Source organism: Ruegeria sp. CH8 (genome assembly GCF_056536985.1).
In genome coordinates this window covers 88,136-106,862 of the sequence record NZ_JBQFQR010000012.1, presented here as the reverse complement: position 1 = coordinate 106,862, position 18,727 = coordinate 88,136, and the positions used below count along the sequence as shown (strand labels likewise).

Annotated in this window: 18 protein-coding genes, 1 tRNA gene and 1 pseudogene; 8 read left to right on the top strand and 12 right to left on the bottom strand. The window is 57.2% G+C overall.

Going from position 1 to position 18,727, the window contains the following annotated elements; all coding sequences use genetic code 11:
• Positions 1-16 precede the first annotated feature (16 nt).
• Complete coding sequence (locus ACR0ER_RS14870) at positions 17-1,654, bottom strand: sulfatase-like hydrolase/transferase (protein ID WP_480769605.1); 1,638 nt, start codon at positions 1,652-1,654, stop codon at positions 17-19.
• Positions 1,655-1,664: 10 nt separating this feature from the next.
• Positions 1,665-1,916: a hypothetical protein gene (locus tag ACR0ER_RS14865; protein ID WP_480769604.1), complete on the bottom strand. Its 252-nt coding sequence runs from the start codon at positions 1,914-1,916 to the stop codon at positions 1,665-1,667.
• Positions 1,917-2,039: 123 nt separating this feature from the next.
• Between ACR0ER_RS14865 and ACR0ER_RS14860 the strand changes: the two genes are divergently transcribed.
• Positions 2,040-3,362, top strand: a complete 1,323-nt coding sequence (locus tag ACR0ER_RS14860; RefSeq protein WP_480769603.1) for a tetratricopeptide repeat protein — start codon at positions 2,040-2,042, stop codon at positions 3,360-3,362.
• Between the two features lie 33 nt (positions 3,363-3,395).
• On the opposite strand, the gene sstT is transcribed toward ACR0ER_RS14860, so the two are convergent.
• The 4 genes from sstT to ACR0ER_RS14840 all read right to left on the bottom strand — a co-directional run bounded on the left by sstT (position 3,396) and on the right by ACR0ER_RS14840 (position 6,057).
• The gene (gene sstT / locus ACR0ER_RS14855; RefSeq protein ID WP_480769602.1) at positions 3,396-4,625 is read right to left on the bottom strand and encodes a serine/threonine transporter SstT; all 1,230 of its coding nucleotides are present in this window, start codon (positions 4,623-4,625) and stop codon (positions 3,396-3,398) included.
• 147 nt (positions 4,626-4,772) lie between these two features.
• Entirely contained in the window at positions 4,773-5,291 is a 519-nt protein-coding gene (locus ACR0ER_RS14850; protein WP_480769601.1) for a hypothetical protein, read from the bottom strand.
• Between the two features lie 39 nt (positions 5,292-5,330).
• Positions 5,331-5,798, bottom strand: a complete 468-nt coding sequence (locus ACR0ER_RS14845; protein ID WP_480769600.1) for a cysteine hydrolase family protein — start codon at positions 5,796-5,798, stop codon at positions 5,331-5,333.
• Positions 5,799-5,817: 19 nt separating this feature from the next.
• Complete coding sequence (locus ACR0ER_RS14840) at positions 5,818-6,057, bottom strand: VOC family protein (RefSeq protein ID WP_480769599.1); 240 nt, start codon at positions 6,055-6,057, stop codon at positions 5,818-5,820.
• Positions 6,058-6,145: 88 nt separating this feature from the next.
• On the opposite strand from ACR0ER_RS14840, the pseudogene ACR0ER_RS14835 reads away from it, so the two are divergent.
• Positions 6,146-6,274 (top strand): annotated as a pseudogene (locus ACR0ER_RS14835) (IS3 family transposase); the annotation flags it as partial.
• Between the two features lie 120 nt (positions 6,275-6,394).
• Here ACR0ER_RS14835 and ACR0ER_RS14830 read toward each other — a convergent pair.
• Positions 6,395-8,824, bottom strand: a complete 2,430-nt coding sequence (locus ACR0ER_RS14830; RefSeq protein WP_480769598.1) for a GcvT family protein — start codon at positions 8,822-8,824, stop codon at positions 6,395-6,397.
• A gap of 103 nt (positions 8,825-8,927) precedes the next feature.
• On the opposite strand from ACR0ER_RS14830, the gene ACR0ER_RS14825 reads away from it, so the two are divergent.
• Entirely contained in the window at positions 8,928-9,869 is a 942-nt protein-coding gene (locus ACR0ER_RS14825) for a LysR family transcriptional regulator (protein ID WP_480769597.1), read from the top strand.
• A 139-nt stretch (positions 9,870-10,008) separates the two neighbouring features.
• Here the strand turns inward: ACR0ER_RS14825 and ACR0ER_RS14820 are convergent, their stop codons facing one another.
• The 3 genes from ACR0ER_RS14820 to ACR0ER_RS14810 all read right to left on the bottom strand — a co-directional run bounded on the left by ACR0ER_RS14820 (position 10,009) and on the right by ACR0ER_RS14810 (position 12,897).
• Positions 10,009-11,742: an adenylate/guanylate cyclase domain-containing protein gene (locus tag ACR0ER_RS14820; RefSeq protein ID WP_480769596.1), complete on the bottom strand. Its 1,734-nt coding sequence runs from the start codon at positions 11,740-11,742 to the stop codon at positions 10,009-10,011.
• Positions 11,743-12,353: 611 nt separating this feature from the next.
• A tRNA-Ala gene (locus tag ACR0ER_RS14815) sits at positions 12,354-12,429 on the bottom strand.
• A 141-nt stretch (positions 12,430-12,570) separates the two neighbouring features.
• A complete protein-coding gene (locus ACR0ER_RS14810) occupies positions 12,571-12,897 on the bottom strand; it encodes a TIGR02300 family protein (RefSeq protein WP_170333893.1) in 327 nt (108 codons plus the stop codon).
• A gap of 100 nt (positions 12,898-12,997) precedes the next feature.
• Here ACR0ER_RS14810 and ACR0ER_RS14805 point away from each other — a divergent pair, with 100 nt between their 5' ends.
• The 3 genes from ACR0ER_RS14805 (at position 12,998) to ACR0ER_RS14795 (ending at position 15,611) form a co-directional block, all read left to right on the top strand.
• Positions 12,998-13,693, top strand: a complete 696-nt coding sequence (locus ACR0ER_RS14805; protein ID WP_480769595.1) for a M48 family metallopeptidase — start codon at positions 12,998-13,000, stop codon at positions 13,691-13,693.
• A gap of 31 nt (positions 13,694-13,724) precedes the next feature.
• The gene (locus tag ACR0ER_RS14800; RefSeq protein ID WP_170333889.1) at positions 13,725-14,372 is read left to right on the top strand and encodes a GntR family transcriptional regulator; all 648 of its coding nucleotides are present in this window, start codon (positions 13,725-13,727) and stop codon (positions 14,370-14,372) included.
• Between the two features lie 111 nt (positions 14,373-14,483).
• Positions 14,484-15,611, top strand: a complete 1,128-nt coding sequence (locus tag ACR0ER_RS14795; protein WP_480769594.1) for a lytic murein transglycosylase — start codon at positions 14,484-14,486, stop codon at positions 15,609-15,611.
• On the opposite strand, the gene ACR0ER_RS14790 is transcribed toward ACR0ER_RS14795, so the two are convergent.
• On the bottom strand, positions 15,608-16,570 hold the full coding sequence (locus tag ACR0ER_RS14790; protein WP_480769593.1) for an acetyl-CoA carboxylase carboxyltransferase subunit alpha: 963 nt from the start codon (positions 16,568-16,570) through the stop codon (positions 15,608-15,610). The genes ACR0ER_RS14795 and ACR0ER_RS14790 overlap by 4 nt on opposite strands.
• Positions 16,571-16,692: 122 nt before the next feature.
• On the opposite strand from ACR0ER_RS14790, the gene ACR0ER_RS14785 reads away from it, so the two are divergent.
• Positions 16,693-17,526 (top strand): AraC family transcriptional regulator, encoded by an 834-nt coding sequence (locus ACR0ER_RS14785; RefSeq protein WP_480769656.1) that lies wholly within the window; start codon positions 16,693-16,695, stop codon positions 17,524-17,526.
• A 1-nt stretch (position 17,527) separates the two neighbouring features.
• On the opposite strand, the gene ACR0ER_RS14780 is transcribed toward ACR0ER_RS14785, so the two are convergent.
• On the bottom strand, positions 17,528-18,124 hold the full coding sequence (locus ACR0ER_RS14780; protein WP_480769592.1) for a LysE family translocator: 597 nt from the start codon (positions 18,122-18,124) through the stop codon (positions 17,528-17,530).
• A 73-nt stretch (positions 18,125-18,197) separates the two neighbouring features.
• On the opposite strand from ACR0ER_RS14780, the gene ACR0ER_RS14775 reads away from it, so the two are divergent.
• Entirely contained in the window at positions 18,198-18,650 is a 453-nt protein-coding gene (locus tag ACR0ER_RS14775) for an Lrp/AsnC family transcriptional regulator (protein ID WP_480769591.1), read from the top strand.
• Positions 18,651-18,727: the final 77 nt, after the last annotated feature.

Sequence of the window (18,727 nt, the reverse complement as noted above, 5' to 3'; positions counted from 1 at the left end):
TTTCTACGGACCCGCTTCACTGCCAACTCATGAACACGTCTCGTGTCAGTTCCGATTCCGGGCGCAGGTTTTCAATCCCGTCATAGGGCCGGCCTTTGCCGATTTCCGAATGCGGATGTTTCGCAATCATTTTCTGGTGGCGTTTGATCATGTCCTGAAACGATGCCCCGGCCCAAAGAGAGTACCCGACCAGTGGGTGTTCCTCACGCGGGTCACGATAGATGTTGAAGGTTGGGGCTGCGGCGCCGGGCTGGCCCGGCGTGGGCAGGTGCATCTTGAACTCTTGCTTGACGACCGACCGCAACACCGGACCTTCGTAGACGTACACATAGTCGCGCCGCCCGTGCCCTTCGCCGTTTAGTAGCAGAGCGGTCTGGTCGATGCCGTCAATCACGCGGTCGCGTGGGATATAGTCGGTCGCCCCGGCGATCCGGGCCATCGTGGTGAAGATGTCCGAGACGTGAAAGATGTCGCCAGCTGCGCTGTTGGGTTCGATGACATTGGGCCAGCGGATAAAGGCATCGGTGCGGACGCCGCCTTCAAGGTGTTGGGTCTTGCCGCCGCGATAAATCAGTTGGTTCAGACCAGAGGTGCCCTCGAACTGATACATAAGGCCGTTGTCTGCCATGACGATTACGATCGTATTGTCTGCTTTTCCGGTTTCGTCGAGCGCCTCAAGCACGTCGCCGATCCAACCGTCCAAAAGTTGCAGCTTGTCCGCATGGAATCCGCCGTTCCGCGAGATTGCCTGATCGGGGTAGACGAAGTTCAGCGGATAAAGCGGCCAGTATTGCAGGAAGAACGGTTCGTCCTCAGCCGTAACGCGCTGGAGTTGTTCCAGCGCCTGCTGTTGATAGCGCAGGTTCATTTCTTCGTATTTTGCCTGCGTCCAGACCTCGCCTGCAGCCATGTCGACTTCGCGTGCCAACCCGCCGGCTTCAGCCTCGACTCCGGTGACCAGACCGTAGGGTTTGAACCGCTCGTCCAGTAGGAATTGGTTGTTCTGGCCCTCGGGAACATAGCCGAGCATGGCATTGGCTTGCATCGCCTCGGGGGTCATGAGGCTCAGCTGGACTTGTTGATGCAAGGGGAAGGCAGCCCAGTCAAATCCCTGATTGTGAGGGTAGGCTTCCTCGATATCGCCCTGATGCCACTTGCCGACATGGGTGGTTGAGTAGCCCACCTGTTTCAGGATCTCGGGCAAAGTGACCTCGCTTGCCGCAAGCCCTTCGCCCACCAAAGCCACTTTGACCTCCGTGACTCCTGCACGCACAGGGTGGCGTCCTGTCAGCATTGCTGTTCGTGTGGGGGTACAGGAAGGCTCGGTATACATCCGCATCAGCGACAGCCCCTCGGTCGCCAGTTGGTTGATGTTCGGCGTTTCGATCCCCGTGACGTAGTTCAGTTTGCGGTCACCCATGTGGCCAAAGCTGATGTCATCGATCAGGATGTAGAGAAAATTGGGGGGCTGGCCTCCGTTCGCGGTGCGGATCTCGGCAAGCTTGGCGTCGATTTCGATATCCTGTGCATCCCAGGTCTCACCGAATTGTGCGCGTAAATACTCAAACTCTCCGTCGTGAATGATTGGACTGTCCTGAGAAACTGCAGGGCTCGCAGTCAGGATCAACAGGGGCAGTAAGGTACGAAGTTTCATGATCAACCTTTCACTCATTGTTGCGGTCAGGGGCCTGCAACCGCTTTTCGATGCTGTTGCGCAAATCCGAGACGCTTTCGGCCAGATCAGCGAGATATCGGGTTTGTGTGCTGCCCGCCGTTTGCGGGGCCACGGCCAGTTCCGAAAAGACCTCGTGGTAATCAGCGCAAATCTGGTCGAATTCCTTGTCCCGCGCCCGTAATTCACGCAGCCGATGGGCTGTTCCGGGAAACTGTGCATCAAAGAACGCGTCTTCTGTCATTGGAGGTGGCACTCGCTGGATTCGTAGTCCAAGCATGCCCGCCTTAGAATTAGCCTTGAACGTAATAAGCCGCATGCTACCGTAGCAACATGCTGCCAAGTCCTTGCCCTGAAAGGATAGTTCTTGACCTCATCAACCGATAACGTGTCGCGAAAGGATGCCGGGTCGTTCCCAAGGGAACAGATCCGGACAGCGCTGGATCGGGTTCTGGCCTCGAAGGATTTCAAAGGCTCGGCGCGGATGCAGTCTTTTCTGTCCTATGTCGTGGACGAGGCCTTGGCTGGGCGCACTGAAGACATCCGCGCAAAAACGATAGCCATGGACGTTTACGGATATGACGCAGACGAACTGGCAAGACGCGAAGGGGTGGTGCGTGTTGATGCGGGGCGGGTCAGACGCAAGCTTAAGGCATATTATGGGGGCGAGGGCGCAAATGATCCGGTGATCATATCGCTGCCGGTAGGCAGCTACGCGCCAGAGTTTCACTCAGGTGTAGGTGGAGCCCCGAAAACGCGCCGTATGTTTTTCGTGGTCGGTGCTTTGGTCGGAGCGCTCCTGCTGTGCATTGGTGCCTATATGGCGGTTATGTTTCAGCAGGAAGCCAGCCCGACTTTGCCAGCGACGGATCAGTCCTCGATCTACGATGTTTCTCCAAATCGGGTTGAAGCGATGAACCTGTGCACTTCGGGACGTGATCTGATCTTTCCGGTTGTTGACCTGTCGCGCCTTCGCCCGGCTTTACTGGTCTTTGAAACGGCGATTGAGCGGGACCCTTTGTACTATTGCGGTTATGCGGGCGCGGCTCAGGTCGAAACAATGCTGGCCATCCTGCAATTCGGACGCCCTGTCGAGAGCGAATTGCTTGCAACGGCGGACAACAACAGCACTCACGCGATTGAGCTGGCTCCAGACGCGCCTTGGGCTTTGTCAGCGCGCGCGTGGTTTGAATTCGCGACTGGCAGCTTCAACAAGGCGGTCAATCTGACGAAGCGCGCGACCGATATGGCACCCGATGATCCCCACATTGCTGAGTTTGACGCCCTGATTTCGCTCTACACCCTCGATTTCGAACGTGTTCTTTCCCATGCTGAACGCTATCGGACTCTGGCCAAAGACAGCGGTGGATCAGTGGCCGGAAATGCACTGGGTGCGGCGCAGTTTCATACCGGTGACTATGCCGCGACGATCCGGACCTATGAAGATACAATTGCAAGTGGCGGTCCCTTTGGACCAATTTCCACAGCTTATCTGATTGCCGCGCATTGGAGCAAAGGCGATCAGGCCGAAGCGCGCAGGCTGACTGAAGTCTTTACAGAAACCTGGCCAAATTTTCCATTGGAAGCTTTGAAAACCCGCGTGTTCGCCGACCCGGCGCCGGTTCAGGACCTGACAGCAGCGATGCGCGCCGCGGGGTGGAGCAGCGGAAACCCCACAACCGCCGAATAAACACGGTTGTGGGGTTTTTGTGATTGAGGTCGCCTAGGCGGGGACCTCTTCCATCGGCAGTTTCCGCGGGTACGGATCGCCACGCTTATACGACCCGGCTGCAGTGAACAGAACGTCCGTCGACGAGTTCAGCCCGGTTTCAGCAGAGTCCTGCAGGACACCGATGATAAAGCCGATGCTGACCACCTGCATGGCGGTCGCGTTGTCGATGCCGAACAGGCTGGCCGCCATCGGGATCAGCAAAAGTGACCCGCCCGCTACGCCCGAGGCTCCGGTGGCGGCAACCGACGCGATGATGCTAAGGAACAACGCCGAAAGGAAATCGACCTGAATGCCCATGGTGTGCACGGTTGCCAGCGTCATAACTGTAATGGTAATCGCGGCACCGGCCATGTTGATCGTGGCACCGATGGGGATGGTGACTGAGTAAGTCTCTTCATCCAGATTCATGCGGCGGCACAGTTCCATGTTGACCGGAATATTAGCGGCCGAACTGCGCATGAAAAACGCGGTGATCCCGGATTCCCGAAGGCAGGTAAAGACCAGCGGATACGGGTTCTTGCGGATGCGCAGGAACACGATCAGCGGGTTAACGACCAGCGCCATGAACGCCATACAGCCGATCAGAACCAACAGGAGGTGACCATAGCTGGCAAGCGTTTCAAAGCCGGTTTCGGCGATGGTTGAGGCCACGATGCCAAAGATGCCGATGGGGGCGACGCGAATGATGGCCGCCACGATCTTGGTGATTGCGCCGTCCAGATCGGACATCAGCGTTTTGGTCGAGTCACTTGCATGACGGAAGACCAGCCCAAGTCCGACAGCCCAGGCGAGAATGCCGATATAGTTGGCCTGCGCCAGTGCATTCACCGGGTTGTCCACGATCTTCAGCAGGATGTTTTTCACCACTTCGGCCAGACCGTCCGGGGCCTCCATCAGATCCGGCGTTCCCGTCAAGTGCAGCGTAACCGGGAACATATAGCTGGCCGCCACCGCAACCAATGCAGCCGCAAAGGTGCCGAGGATATACAGCAGAACCACGGGCCCCATACGGGCTTCGCTGTCCTTTTTATGGTTGGTAATTGCAGCGCAGACGAGGATCAGCACCAGCACGGGTGCGACGGCCTTCAGCGCATCTACAAAGAAATCACCCAACAGACCAACAGCCGAACCAGCGGCAGGCCAGAGGGTGGCAAGAAGGGCACCGGCCACAAGGCCGATGATGATTTGAGTAACCAGGCTACCGCGTAGAATAAAATTCATTGGGACCATCCTGTTTGACTGGGGGCCTGCCGGGGTCTGATTACCCGCTCAGGCACGGTTAAGTTGCGAGATTGGGCGCTATATGGGAGCTTTGGATCCAATTTAAACATCTGGACTTAACAAATAAGTCCAGATGGGAAATTTAGCCTAGCGATCCGCCGTCTCGCACGGCCTCACTTTGGGGGTTTCCGTGGACACCCGTTTCAGGCTCCACGTGCAGGTCTGGACGGTCAGTCCGGGAAGGTTCGGCACTTGATCCGAAGCCCAGACGCTGGTGACCGAAAAGCTGAACGCCGTATCCGTGGCGGCGGGGAACAACCGGGCGAGCTCCTTTGAAGGAAAGGTGCCGCCGCAGGATTCAAAATACCCGCTGACCAGTTTGCCATCAGGTGCCAGAGCAATCGAACCGGTGTAGAGCGAGTACTCGGCCCCAAGCTCTTGTTTGTCGGTGTATTGCAGGTCGATGGAAATGCGATCCCCGTCCTGAACAATACCGGCGCGCATCGGGTCAGCCCAGCTTGACGGTACACCACCCGTGGTGCTGTCGCAGGCATACATACCCTCATACTGACCGGTTAGCGAAAAGCCATCCGCATTTGCCGGTGTAAGATATCCAGCCACCAGAAATACGATGGCCGCTTTTCCAAGAAAACGTTTTGAGGTCACAATGGGGTCTCCTCTCCAATACGGACAGGGATTGCGCCGTCACAAAATATCCGAGTGCTTCTCAATCACCTGGCCAAAATGATGCCGCCATAGGTCCACGCCCAGCTTCCCGCTGCGATCCAATGAAGACCCGACGACCGTATCTGCAATTATGGTCGGTTGCAGGCCCGCGTCAAATAAAGCGAAACCAGCGGCCAGAACGCATGTATCAGCCTGAATGCCGCAGACCAGAACGCGGTCGACCTTCCAACTGTGAAACTGGGTGGTCACCTCGGGCGGAGGGCCGTAGCCGTATTTCAGAATGGTGCGGTCGGCCTGGACAAGGCTGTCATCGACCGAGCGCGGTTTCCAGCCAAGCTGTCTGAGAAGCGGTACTTTCGCCTCATCATGACGTTCAACAGTAGCGATCGAAGGGAAATGCGATGCCAGCAACTGGCTGCGCTGGACCAGCCAATCTGGCGGGTCAAAGCTGGGTTGAACATCAACAACCAGAACAGCCTGTTTCAATGCGTGCCTCCGACGTTAGTCACACCGCTTGATGGACTTCGATGATATTGCCTTTGGGGTCGTGGAAGAAGAGTTGATGCCATTCTTTTGCGAAAGCGGTGCCATAGTCTGAATAGGGAGTGCCATTATCGTCCAGCAACTTTTTGAACGCCTCGATGTCGTCGGTGCGAAAGGTGAAATGGCCACGCTCGACCGGGTTGATCGTCTCACCATGTTTGAACGCGACGTTAAGGTTTCTTTCGGCCAGATGCATCTGCATCCCTCAGCGCCTCCCCATCTGAACTGGTCCACCGCTATGTTTAGGAAACGGAGGATCAAGAATGGCAAACAAGATCAAGCCTGCGCAGATGAAGCCGGAAGAGATTGTCTCGAAGTTACGGCTGGTTGAGGTGCTGATGGGGCAAGGCATGCCCCGGCTGGATGCAATCAGACAGATTGGTGTTGTTGAACAGACCTATTACCGATGGCGCAAGCAATGAGCCGTTGAAGGCGTCATCTGCGTCCGCTTTGTTCCGACAGCCGTCATTTACGCCGCGTTCGGCGAATGACTGCTTCGAGCCCAAAGTTACAATTGCTGCGGTAAGATCAAATGGCAGCTATTCGCTTTGACCGCGCGGGATGGCATGCGCGGTGTCATAGATGCAGCTTTCGGCAATGGTTGCCGCAACCCGTTGGCCGATCAGCATCACGCTAAGGTCTGTGCCAACGCCCGAGTGTCTAGGGTCAACATAAGCTATCGCCAAGTTCTTTTCGGTCCGATGCCCCCATGCGGCTGAGGTGATGGTTCCGACCGGTATTGTGCCATCGAAGACTGTTTCACCTGCATGCGCGGGCGCGGATTTGCTATCAATTTCAATCAGGACTCGTTTGCGCCGATTTCCAAGGGCGATTTGACGTTCCAACCCGACCTTGCCGGGGAAGTCTTTTGAGAGATCAACGAAGCGCTCGACGCCTGCCTCGAAGGGGTTGAATTCGGTGATGAAATCGCCCTTCCAGTGGCCATACCCTTTCTCCATTCGCATGGATTCAATTGCGTACATGCCAAAGTGGGCCAGGCCGAAAGCCTCGCCCGCCTTTGTCAAAGCGAAGTAAGCGGCGTGGAGCTGGATGTTAGGGATATGGACCTCGAAGGCCTGTTCTCCGGAAAAGCTGACGGCCATTATTGTCGCTTCAACATGCCCAACAAAACAGGTTCGAGCGGTCATCCATGGAAAGTCGTGCTGGGCGAAGCTTGGGCGTGCGCAGGCTGCGTCCAACAGGGCGCGCGCATGGGGGCCAGCAATGATCAGAACCGTGTGACTGTTGGTCAGGTTGGTGATCTGGATGTCTGATCCGGCGGGCAGGCGTTCAGTGAGCCAATCCATGTCATGGTATTCCGCCGCTGCAGCCGAGCAGTACCACAGGTGGTTGTCCGAGAATTTGGTCACTGTCGCTTCAGCGTCTATGTTGCCGTTGTCGCTCAGGAAGTAGCACAGACCGACGCGGCCCTTTGCTTTAGGCAGTTTGGTGCAGGTCAGGCTGTCAATCCATGCGGCTGCGTCCGTTCCTGTGATTTCAAACCGGTTGAAACCGGACAATTCGGCGATGCCTACACGGGTTTGCACGGCCTTGACCTCGGCTGCGACCACATCATGCCAGTTGCAGAACCTGTAGCTGTACTCTTCGACAAAATCGGGCCTCGGTTTGTAGAAACTCGTGCGCTCCCAGCCGTTGACCACCCCAAAGGCGGCTCCCTGCGCCTGCAGGACGGGATAAAGCGGCGTTGTCTTGGCAGGCCGACCGGCGGGCCGGTGTTCGTGTGGCATGTGCCACTGGAATTCCATTTGATAGTCTTCAATTGCCTTCAGTGCCGTGTATTCGGTGTTGGCAAAACTGGTGATCCGACGCGGGTCGAGCTGCCATGTGTCCCATTCGGTCTCGCCATGCACCATCATCTGGGCCAGCATCTTGCCGTAACCGCCGCCTTCACCAATGCCGACGCGAATACCATTCATTGACCACAGATTGCGCCGCCCTGGTTGCTTGCCGACCAATGGCCCTGCATCCGCAGCATAGGCGATAGGGCCATTCACCACAGACTTGATCCCAACCTCTTGCAGACATGGGAGCCGCTCAAAGATCGGATCCATCTTTGGCAAGAGCCGGTCCAGATCATCCGGGCAGAGCGCATTAACAAAGTCTGGGTCGATCCCGTCCATACCAAAGGTCTTGCAGTCCATCTCATAGATGCCGACCAGCAGCCCCTTCTTTTCTTGGCGCATATAGAACGTATCGCGCGGACAGCGAACCATGGGGACGCGGTCGGGACGATCGAGCAATTCAGGGATGTCTTCGGTGACGAAGTACATATGTTCCATGCTGATGACCGGGTACTTGATGTCGAGCATCTCACCGACCTCGTTGGCGCGATACCCGGCGGCGATCACGACGTGTTCGGCTTCGATGTCGCCCTTGTCTGTATGGATGATCCATTCGTTGTCTGGCTTTTGTGTGAGGCCCGTGACTGGGCAATTTCGGGTGATCTCGGCCCCTGCTTTACGCGCCCTGCGCGCCAGTGCTTGGCACAGTTGGGCTGGGTCAATATCTCCGTCCAGATCGTCCCAGAGCGCCCCCATGAGCCCGTGGTCCTGAACCAGCGGATTGCGCCGCACCACCTCGGCGGGATCTAGCAGATCAAAATTGATCCCAAGCCCCTTCGCCACTGAGATAATGTGGTGGGAGGCATCCAAGTTGTCCTGATCGGTGATCAGGCGCATTCCACCCGTTCGGTGGTGGTAGTTGATCGGGTAGTCAGGATCGTCCGCCAGCTCCTTGTACAGTTGGATCGTATATTTGCGCAAAAGTAGAAGCAGTTGATTGAAGGCAAGTTGTGGGCACTGGGCGGCGGAATGCCATGTGGTGCCGGAGGTCAGTTCGTTGCGTTCCAGAAGGATGACATCTGTCCAACCCTCTTGGGTCAGGTGATAAAGCGCCGATAGGCCGCTGACGCCGCCGCCAACGATAACAACCCTTGCTGATGTGCGCATCTTGAAACCTCCACCCATGCGCCATGAGTATTCCTGACAATGCTATTTTCAAAAATCAGAATTAATGGAATACAAAATTCTGATTTTCAGATAAACCTATGCGATGACACCGGACATTTCTCTTAAGGCATTGCGGTACTTCATGGCCGCGATCCGCACAGGCAGCATCACGGAGGCCGCAAAAGTCGTGAATGTTGTGCCCTCGGCGGTGCACACTGCCGTCAACCAAGTCGAAGCTTCGTTTGGCCTGCAGCTGACCATCCGAAACCGCGCGAAAGGCATTTCGCTTACGGCCACCGGTCAGCAGATGGTACCGAAGATTCAAAGCCTGTTGGACGAGTATGGAAGCCTGATGCGCGACGGCAGCGACATGCGGTTTCAGGTCAGTGGCGTTTTGACGGTCGGCTATTACGCACCGGCGGCTCCGGCTTTCATGCCTCAGATTATTGAACGCATTCTCGCCGATAATGCAGATGTTGCTGTGAAGTTCACTGAATGCGACAACCAAAGCGCCCAGGACGGACTGATGTCCGGGGCACATGATGTCAATGTCTGCGTCGCAAACGCGATGAAGCCGGGGATCGTTTATGAGACCTTGCTTGAAGTTCCCGCCTACATCTTGGTTCCAAAGAATCATCGGCTAGCGACGCGATCTCAGGTATCGATGCAGGACCTTTGCGACGAGAATTTCGTCCTTCTCGATCTGCCCGTAGTCTCTGAGTATTACGCAGGCCAGTTTGACCAAGCGGGAGTTGCCCCGAAAATAGTTGCAACTGCGACATCGCTAGAAATGGTCCGCAGCCTTGTTGGGCGGGGGGTGGGGTGTTCCATGCTGCATATGGCTGTGGCGAACGATCTAACCTATGCAGGGGACAAAGTTGTTGCTGTACCGTTAGGGCCATCGGTTGAGCCGTTCAAGATTGTACTGGGCCACCTCGGAGGCAACCTTCGCCGCCTTGTCCAAGTGTTTATCGAAGAGTTGCGATCATACTTCGAAGATGAGGGCGCTGAAATCCTGAGGGTTCGGTCAAAATTGATTGAATAGCGATTTCGTAAGTGGACCTTTAAAACATAATTTGGAACGGCGGCTTCGTCCGCATAGCAGACGCTCAGTCGATTTGATTAAACGTCCGCATCGAGCCCAAGGTGGACATTGGTCAACTAGCAAAATCTTCCAGAAGAACTCAGTCGGGAACGCCTGCGGCAATCAAGACTTGAACAAAGCGCTCTACCTGTACGCGGTCTCGACCGGGAATTCGTCTTGCATCACTTGCTCTGACGTCCGGCGCAACTGCCAGGTAGGCGTCTAACGCCTTGTCTCTCTCCTCAATGCGACCAGAAAGATGAAGCGTTGCCACCAACTGCCTTCTGTAAGTCGGGTTTTCGGGTGCCAATGCCAGTGCACGGCGCACCGTCTTTTCTGCACTTTCGGGGTCCTCCAAGCAAAAATGGGCAAAGTAGACGCCCATCAGCCAAAGCGGTGTAAAAACGTCCTGAGGACTTAATGTCTCAGCTTGTTTAACCAGATCGAGGCCTTTTTGGTATGCGCCGCTGATGCAGTATCCGCTTCCACAAAAGCCCAATACAGTCGAAAACGAGGGCGCGAGCGTAATGGCGCGATCAAAGAGGTCAACTGCCTCGTCCCAGCGTCCGACAAACATCAAAGACCATCCTTTGATTGCCAAAACAATTGGATCTTGATTGTCGGCTCGAACCGCTGCATCTGCAGCTGCGACCATAGCCGCCGCGGAATTTTCGCCCGGTTCTGCCCAACGATAGAATGCTTGCAGAAAATGCGCGAGAGCTAGGTCAGCGTTGCCAAATGCGCCACCGGACAGTTCGACTGCCCGTTCAAAATAACGTCTAGCTTCCGCTGTTTCGATCTGCCCCAAACGCATGATGAGAGGTCGACCTCTCATTACACATTCCCAGGCGTCCAACTGTGTCGGATCTTTTGCCCGGGCGCGCCTAGCTTCGGCACTCAAAAATCCTGGACCAACCGCTGAAACTATCGCGTTCGATATTTCGTCCTGAATATCAAAGATGTCAGTGAATACTCGGTCGTAGCGGTTTGCCCAAACCTGTGTTTCAGTCGCCAAGTCAATTAATTGAGTAGTGACCCGAATTCGGTCTCCAGACTTTCGAATAGAGCCTTTCAGCACATAGACTACACCCAAATCTTTGATCGCCGCCGTCAAATCCAGTCCGTTGTCCTTATGGGCCAGTGTGGAATTTCGCGAAATCACATTGAACCAAGGCATACGGCTCAAATCAGTAATGATGTCTTCCGCCATGCCATCGGCAATGAATTCGTTTTCTGGATCAGAGGATCGGTTTTCAAAAGGGAGCACTGCTACAGTCGGCTTGGAAACGATCGTCGCAGCAATCACGGCGTCAGGTGGCCATTGGAGGATGTGAACAGGTTCAGATATGTTTTTTAGGGTGCGGGATCCTGCTGATGCAAAATCCGCTTCAAACCTACCATCAAACTGGCGATGTGCGTCTGCTGAAGTAACAATCGTTGAAGGTTCCGCCAAAGCTTCGAGCCGCGCAGCGATGTTGACTCCGTCACCATACAGATCGTCTCCGTCGACTATTACGTCACCAACATGCAAGCCTATCCGATAAGCAATGCGCTTAGAGGGATCTATAGACTTCTCGGCTTCCGATACTGATTGTTGAATCGCTACACAAGCTCGTGCGGCGCTAACCGCCGAGGGAAATTCGATAAATAGACCGTCCCCGCTACTCTTAAAAACGCGACCACTATTTCCAGCAATAATTGGTTCGAATATTTCGGAATTTAGGCGTTGTTGCCGCGCAATTGTTCCTTCTTCATCTAAACCCACAAGACGGGAAAAACCGACCATGTCCATGGCCACAATCGCAGCAAGGCGTCTTTCCAAGTTGTGCTCCATGAAACGTTAACTCCAAGCCTAGGTTGATCTTCCGGTAGACGCGAAATGAATTTCGTCGAGCTGATAGTCCCTAGGCGATCTTATATGAAAGGCAGTTCATGCCCATGGCTTAAATCTGAAAAGCTCTCCAAGATCCGCGATAGGTATCGTCTGCTAGGCACAGCATTCGCGGCAGACGTTTGGTTGACCATCTTGAATGCGCGTGAAACAGGGGTCCTGGATAACTTAACGGCTGATCTGTCCGCAGAGCAGACGTTCAAGCGAGTTGCAGCGAATGACCGCTCAGAGTTCAAAGCGGTCGTTCGCGCTTGGTGCAACAAATTACCAAAAGGCTTATGAACTCTCGGCGAAACGCATTAGTAGCTGCACGGATGGCCTCGTCTCATCTGACACACCAGTCAAAAAGTCCAGACATCCCGCGCTTGCTATGCGTGGGGTATAAGGAAAACCTCGCTTCGTCCGGGTCAGGCCAGGGGGGCGGGTTCGACATTTCGAGTCGGCGGAGGGTGTGAACGATCGCCGAAACGCTAGCAGCTAGCGACGCAATTTTAGGGGCAGAATAGGGGCAGAGAAGCATTCATCCGAAATAATCCATTAAAAACAATGGATTTTGGTGGAGCCTAGGGGAGTCGAACCCCTGACCTCTTGCATGCCATGCAAGCGCTCTCCCAACTGAGCTAAGGCCCCTTCCGGGTACTGCCTAAGCAGTGGACGGACGTTTATGAGACGGTGGCGGTGAGCGCAAGTCCAAAAATTGGAATTTGCCAAAAAGTTTCGTCCCGCGTCCGGGGTGGGCATGAGGCGGCGTGGGGCCGCCTCTGGCCGGTCTTAGTTTTCGTCTTCCGACGACATGTCGGTGATATCGTCGAGCGAAACGTTATCATTGTCGTCGTCATCATCGTCCAGCAGATCGTCGTCCAGATCGACATCGACATTGTCGTCATCATCCAGAACCAGATCCTCTTCCGAAGCGTCTTTGCGCGCTTTGGCCGAGGCGGCGTCTTCCGCATCCGCAGCGATCATCCGGCTTTTGCCGGTCTCAAGCTCCACGATCTCGCCAGTGTAGGGGCTGATGATCGGGTCCTTGTTCAGGTCGTAAAACCGCTTGCCGGTTGTCGGGCAAACACGCTTTACGCCCCATTCTTCCTTGGGCATGTCAAATCCCCTTGATATCAGGTGAGTCGTAATAATGATTCAGGTCACGTGCCACATGCAGCAGGCACTGTCAAAGCCTTTGAGCAGGAGAAACAGGCATATGGGAGATCACGCACTGCCCGGGAGGCCTCCGGTGCCGCTGACGTTGCGCAAATCGGCGCGGGCGCGGCGGATCAGCCTGCGGATTTCCCAGTTGGACGGGCGGGTTACGTTGACCTACCCGCAGGGCGTGCCCGAGTCTGAGGCGCTGAGTTTTGCCCACACAAAGGAAGAGTGGATCCGTCAGCACTTGCAGGACCGCCCCGATCCGGCCGTTGTTCAGTTCGGCCAGACCATCCCCATCGAAGGTGTGGAGCGGCGAATCGTACCGGCAAAGGGGCGTCGTGTTCTGCTACAAGGTGATGAGATCGCTGTGCCGACAGGCGCCGAAACGCGGCGGTTGGCTCGATTTCTAAAGGAATTGGCGCGGGATCGTCTGACTGGGGCCTGCGACGATTACGCGGCCATGCTGGGTCGGTCGTATTCCAGCCTGACCATCCGTGATACGCGGTCGCGCTGGGGGTCGTGCAGCTCGGCCGGCGGGCTGATGTTCTCATGGCGGCTGATCCTCGCACCGTCCGAGATCCTGCATTACGTCGCCGCGCATGAGGTGGCACATCTTGTTGAAATGAACCACTCACCCGCGTTCTGGGCGCAGGTCGAACGGATTTTCGGCGATTGCCGCGATCAGAGGCGTTGGCTGCGCGACAACGGAGCGCAGCTGCACCAATACAGATTTGATACCGCAGTGAGTTGACCCCGCGCCCGTTTGTGATCACAAATTGGGAATGCTGACCACACGACCCTCAGACTCTCACAGCGCGACACATGACCGGGTGTATCGCGCATTACGCTCTCGGATCATGCATGGTGAGATGGCACCGGGGCAGGCGCTGACCCTGCGTGGGATCGGCAAGGAATTCGGTGTCTCGATGACCCCTGCGCGCGAGGCGGTGCGGCGGTTGGCGGCCGAAGGGGCGTTGTTTTTGTCCTCATCGGGCCGCGTTTCCACGCCCGAGCTGACCAATGATCGGATTGAGGAACTGGCCGCCCTGCGCGCATTGCTTGAGGTTGAGCTGGCCAGCCGCGCCCTGCCGCGGGCGCATATGGCGCTGATCGACCGGTTGCAGAGCATCAACATGAACGTGGCCGAGATGGTCACCAAGCGGGACGCCGTTGGCTATATCCGCACCAATCTGGAGTTCCACCGTACGCTCTATCTGCGGGCGCAGGCCCCCGCGATGCTGGCGATTGCGGAAACCGTCTGGCTACAGCTTGGCCCCACAATGCGCGCGCTGTATGGGCGGCTGCGACGGACCGATCCGCCACATAACCACAAGCTGATCATCGCGGCGTTGCAGGCCGGGGACGAGCCCGGATTGCGGTTGGCGGTCCGTTCGGATGTGACCCAGGGTCTGCGGTTGCTGGTCAGCTAAGCGGCTTGTCGCCGAAGGCCTGAAATTGTCCCTGATCGGCTTTGTCGTTGTGGCTTGAAGGTCAGGTCTGGGTTACTCTGACCCAAATCACAACAAGAGCAGATTTCAGCCATGATCAATCGACGGATATTTTCACTGGGCCTCGGGTCGGCCCTGCTGACCGCCTGTTCCACCGGCGCGCCCACCAACACGCCCGCCTCGCGGATGCGCCCGGTGCCCAATGCGGGATGGGACGCATGGGTTGCAGGCTTCAAGGGCAGGGCGGCGGCGCAGGGGATTTCGCAAACCACCCTCAATCTTGCTTTTCAGGGGGCAGGGTATCTGCCCGAGGTGATCGAGCGCGACCGCAATCAGGTGGAATTCAAACGCTCGCTTGAGGATTATCTGGCCATCGCAGCCTCGGACGAGCGGATCTCCACCGGCAAACAGATGCTGGTGCGCCACGCAGGCACCCTGTCGCAGATCGAGGCGAAATACGGCGTCGATAAGGAGGTTGTCGTGGCCGTTTGGGGCTTGGAAAGCCGGTACGGTGCGCGGCGCGGGGATGTGCCGGTGATCTCGGCGGTGTCCACGCTGGCCTACGATGGACGGCGCGGCGCGTTCTTTGAAAAGCAACTGGTCGCGGCCCTCAAAATCATTCAGGAGGGCGACACGAGCCCCGCCAACATGACAGGTAGCTGGGCCGGGGCGATGGGGCATACGCAGTTCATTCCCACGTCTTATCTGGCCTATGCGGTGGACTTCACCGGTGACGGGCGGCGGGATATCTGGTCCGAAGACCCGACGGATTCGCTAGCCTCAACCGCCGCCTATCTGGCGCGTGCCGGTTGGGTGCGGGGGCAGCCCTGGGGGGGCGAGGCCGGTACGGTCTCGGGCACACCGGTCGCGGTGCTACAGCCACAAAAGCCGGGGCCGCGTATTGCCGTGTTCCGAAATTTTCAGGTGATCAAACGCTACAATAACTCGGACAGTTACGCGATCGGGGTCGGCCATCTGTCTGACCGTATCGCGGGCGGCGCGCCGTTTCAGGCCTCGTTCGGGCCAGATGCGACGGGTCTGACGCTGGAGGATCGCAAAGAGCTTCAGCGTCGTCTGACCTTGGCAGGCTATGACACGCAGGGCGCGGACGGGGTGATCGGCAAGAACACCGAATCCGCGATCAGCGGGTACCAACGTGCCAATGGGTTGGCCGTTACCGGCAAACCCTCGGTCGAGTTGTTGCGGCAGTTGGGCGGTTAAGCCGCCAACCCTTTCGAGCCGATATCGAGGAATTTCTGACGGCGGTCCTGAATCAGGGCCGCCGCATCCTTGCCGTCCAGCTCTTGCAGCATGGCGGCAATCGTCGCACGTACCGATTCAACGGTGGCTTCGCGATCCCGGTGGGCACCGCCCTTGGGCTCGGTGATGATCCGGTCGCAGACGCCCAGCTTGTACAGGTCCTGCGCAGTCAGGCGCAGCGCCTCGGCGGCCTCGCGCATCTTCTCTGCATCCTTCCACAGGATCGAGGCGCAGCCCTCGGGCGAAATCACCGAATAAACCGAATGTTCCAGCATCGCCACACGGTTCGCTGTGGCAAAAGCCACAGCCCCGCCCGAACCACCTTCGCCGATGATCACCGACACCAGCGGCACACCGATCTTTAGGCACATCTCGGTTGAACGCGCGATGGCCTCGGACTGGCCACGCTCCTCGGCGCCTTTACCGGGATATGCACCGGCCGTGTCGATCAGCGTAATGACGGGCAGGCCAAACCGTCCGGCCATCTCCATCAGGCGCACAGCCTTGCGGTAGCCTTCGGGGCGGGCCATGCCAAAGTTGCGTTCGATCCGCGACTTGGTGTCCGAGCCCTTCTCGTGGCCGATCAGCATCACGGGCTGGTCGTTGAACCGGGCCAGACCGCCAATGACGGCCAGATCGTCGGCAAAGTTCCGGTCCCCGGCCAGCGGGGTGAATTCGGTAAACAGCGCCTCGACGTAATCCTTGCAATGGGGACGTTCCGGGTGACGCGCCACCTGGCATTTGCGCCAGGGGGTCAGGTCATCATAAAGCTCTTCCAGCAGCTTGGCGGCCTTGGCGTCCAGCGCAGAAGCTTCTTCGGCCACGTCCATCTCTTCGTTGGCACGGGCCAGCGCGCGCAGCTCCTCGGCCTTGCCTTCGATCTCGGCCAGGGGTTTTTCGAAATCCAGATACTGGGTCATGACGCCTCTCAACGCGGAAGTTCCCTGCTATATGACCTGTGGTTGCCCGGGATGCAACTCAGCAAGATTTGTGGATGCAGGATATGCGACCACGGTTGGGCAAAGAGAAGGAAGGGACGCCGATGGCAACCAGCTATGAAAACCGTATTCTGCGCGTGCTGGGCTATATCCACGACCACCCCGCCGGAGATCTGTCGCTGGATGCGCTGGCCGATGTAGCGGCAATGTCCCGGTTTCACTGGCATAGGGTGTTTCGCGCCCTGACCGGTGAAACCTGCGCGCAGGCGGTGCGTCGTATCCGTCTGCATCGCGCGGCCATCGCGTTGGTTCAGTTCGACAAACCGGTGGCGCAGGTCGCGTCGGACGTTGGCTATCCCAATCTGAACTCTTTTGCGCGGGCCTTTTCCGAGGCCTACGGCAGCAGCCCTGCCGCATTTCGCAAGGCCGGGCAGTTTCTACCCGCCCATCCACATTTCAGAACCGGAGAATATCCCATGTATCCTGTAACCACCCGAACCGAACCCGCCCGCCGCGTTGTCGGCCTGCCGCACAAAGGTGCCTATGCCGAGATCGGTAAGAGCTTTGAGGCCTTCGGGGCCTTGTGCGAATCCCGGCAGCTATGGCCACAGGTCGGGCCGGTAATCGGCATCTATCTCGACAGTCCTGATTCCGTACCCGTCAATGATCTGCGAAGCTATGCCGGGGCTGAATTCCGCGGTGACGGCACGCCCGAAGGCATGGAGGCCGTGCAAATCCCCGGCGGAAAGACAGCCGTTCTAACCTTCAAGGGCCCGTATTCGGGGCTTGAGGCCGCCTATCACAGCCTGTTCGGCAATTGGCTGCCGGATTCGGGCGAGGAACCCGCGGATCAGCCGTGTTACGAAATCTACCTCAATGATCCCCGCGACACCGCACCCGAAGAGTTGCTGACGGAAATCTGCCTGCCGCTAAAATAGCTCAGTTCGGCCACAGGACCGGGTAAAGCGATGCAACAAGCAGCGCCGCCATGGTCCAGTTGAACGCCATCAACCGGCGCGGGTTCGTGAGGACCCGCGCCATTTGCTGTCCCAGCACTGTCCATGTGCTGACCGAGGGCAGGTTCACCGCGCCAAAGATCAGCGCCACGATCACGATGGCCTGCAACGTATGGTCTGGCGTGTAGGCCGTGGTGGCCGTCAGCGCCATGGCCCAGGCTTTTGGGTTGACCCACTGAAACGCGGCGGCCTGCAGGAAGGTCATGGGCTTGCCCTCGGCGGCTTCGCCCTTGGTCGGGGCCGCATGTGCGATTTTCCACGCCAGATAAAGCAGGTATGCGACCGAGACGAGTTTCAGCACCGAATAACTGACTGGATAGCGGTCGAACAATTGCACCAGCCCGGCACCGACAAGCAGGACCATGAGTGTGAACCCCAACCCGATCCCCAGCATATGCGGGATCGTGCGTCGAAAGCCGAAATTGGCCCCCGACGCCATCAGCATCAGGTTGTTCGGCCCCGGTGTGATGGACGAGACAAAGGCAAAGGCGATCAGAGCCAAAAGGATGTCGTGGGTCATGGCGGCTATAATTGCTGCGCAGCGACCAAATGAAATTGCGTTTTTGTGCGTCATTGCGATAGTTTTGCAATCTATGACGAAGATTGATCACATAAACCAACAGATATTGCGTGAGCTGTCCCGCGATGGCCGTATCAGTAATATTGAACTGGCGGATCGGGTTGGCCTGTCGCCCTCAGCCTGTCTACGCAGAGTGCAGGAGCTTGAGCGTGCGGGGGTGATCTCGGGCTATCGCGCAGTTCTGAACCCGGCGGCGCTGGGCGTGGGGTTTGTAGCCTATATCGGTGTTGGTCTGGGCGAGCACACCAAGGCCGCTCAGGAAGGGTTCGAACGCGCCCTGCAACGCGCGCCGGAGGTGGTGGAATGCCACAACATCACAGGCACGATCGAATATCTGCTACGCGTGGAATGTGCTGATCTGTCTGCATATAAGACCTTTCATACTGATGTTCTGGGAACTCTGCCGCATGTGACCTCAATCACGTCTTACGTGGTGATGGGGTCTCCCAAAGATATGCGGGCCTGACGTGCGGTGCTCTATCAAGCACCTTGATGCCCAGCTATGTTAGTTGACTTCAAAACATGCTCATGGTTCGCTTCCGC

Coding starts and splice junctions, on each gene's coding strand:
- ACR0ER_RS14785 (WP_480769656.1), top strand. CDS start 16,693: ATGGCAACCAGCTATGAAAACCGTATTCTGCGCGTGCTGGGCTATATC.
- ACR0ER_RS14870 (WP_480769605.1), bottom strand. CDS start 1,654: ATGAAACTTCGTACCTTACTGCCCCTGTTGATCCTGACTGCGAGCCCT.
- ACR0ER_RS14810 (WP_170333893.1), bottom strand. CDS start 12,897: ATGCCCAAGGAAGAATGGGGCGTAAAGCGTGTTTGCCCGACAACCGGC.
- ACR0ER_RS14800 (WP_170333889.1), top strand. CDS start 13,725: ATGCTGACCACACGACCCTCAGACTCTCACAGCGCGACACATGACCGG.
- ACR0ER_RS14790 (WP_480769593.1), bottom strand. CDS start 16,570: ATGACCCAGTATCTGGATTTCGAAAAACCCCTGGCCGAGATCGAAGGC.
- ACR0ER_RS14825 (WP_480769597.1), top strand. CDS start 8,928: ATGACACCGGACATTTCTCTTAAGGCATTGCGGTACTTCATGGCCGCG.
- ACR0ER_RS14830 (WP_480769598.1), bottom strand. CDS start 8,824: ATGCGCACATCAGCAAGGGTTGTTATCGTTGGCGGCGGCGTCAGCGGC.
- ACR0ER_RS14865 (WP_480769604.1), bottom strand. CDS start 1,916: ATGACAGAAGACGCGTTCTTTGATGCACAGTTTCCCGGAACAGCCCAT.
- ACR0ER_RS14805 (WP_480769595.1), top strand. CDS start 12,998: ATGGGAGATCACGCACTGCCCGGGAGGCCTCCGGTGCCGCTGACGTTG.
- ACR0ER_RS14780 (WP_480769592.1), bottom strand. CDS start 18,124: ATGACCCACGACATCCTTTTGGCTCTGATCGCCTTTGCCTTTGTCTCG.
- ACR0ER_RS14820 (WP_480769596.1), bottom strand. CDS start 11,742: ATGGAGCACAACTTGGAAAGACGCCTTGCTGCGATTGTGGCCATGGAC.
- ACR0ER_RS14795 (WP_480769594.1), top strand. CDS start 14,484: ATGATCAATCGACGGATATTTTCACTGGGCCTCGGGTCGGCCCTGCTG.
- ACR0ER_RS14840 (WP_480769599.1), bottom strand. CDS start 6,057: ATGCAGATGCATCTGGCCGAAAGAAACCTTAACGTCGCGTTCAAACAT.
- ACR0ER_RS14775 (WP_480769591.1), top strand. CDS start 18,198: ATGACGAAGATTGATCACATAAACCAACAGATATTGCGTGAGCTGTCC.
- sstT (WP_480769602.1), bottom strand. CDS start 4,625: ATGAATTTTATTCTACGCGGTAGCCTGGTTACTCAAATCATCATCGGC.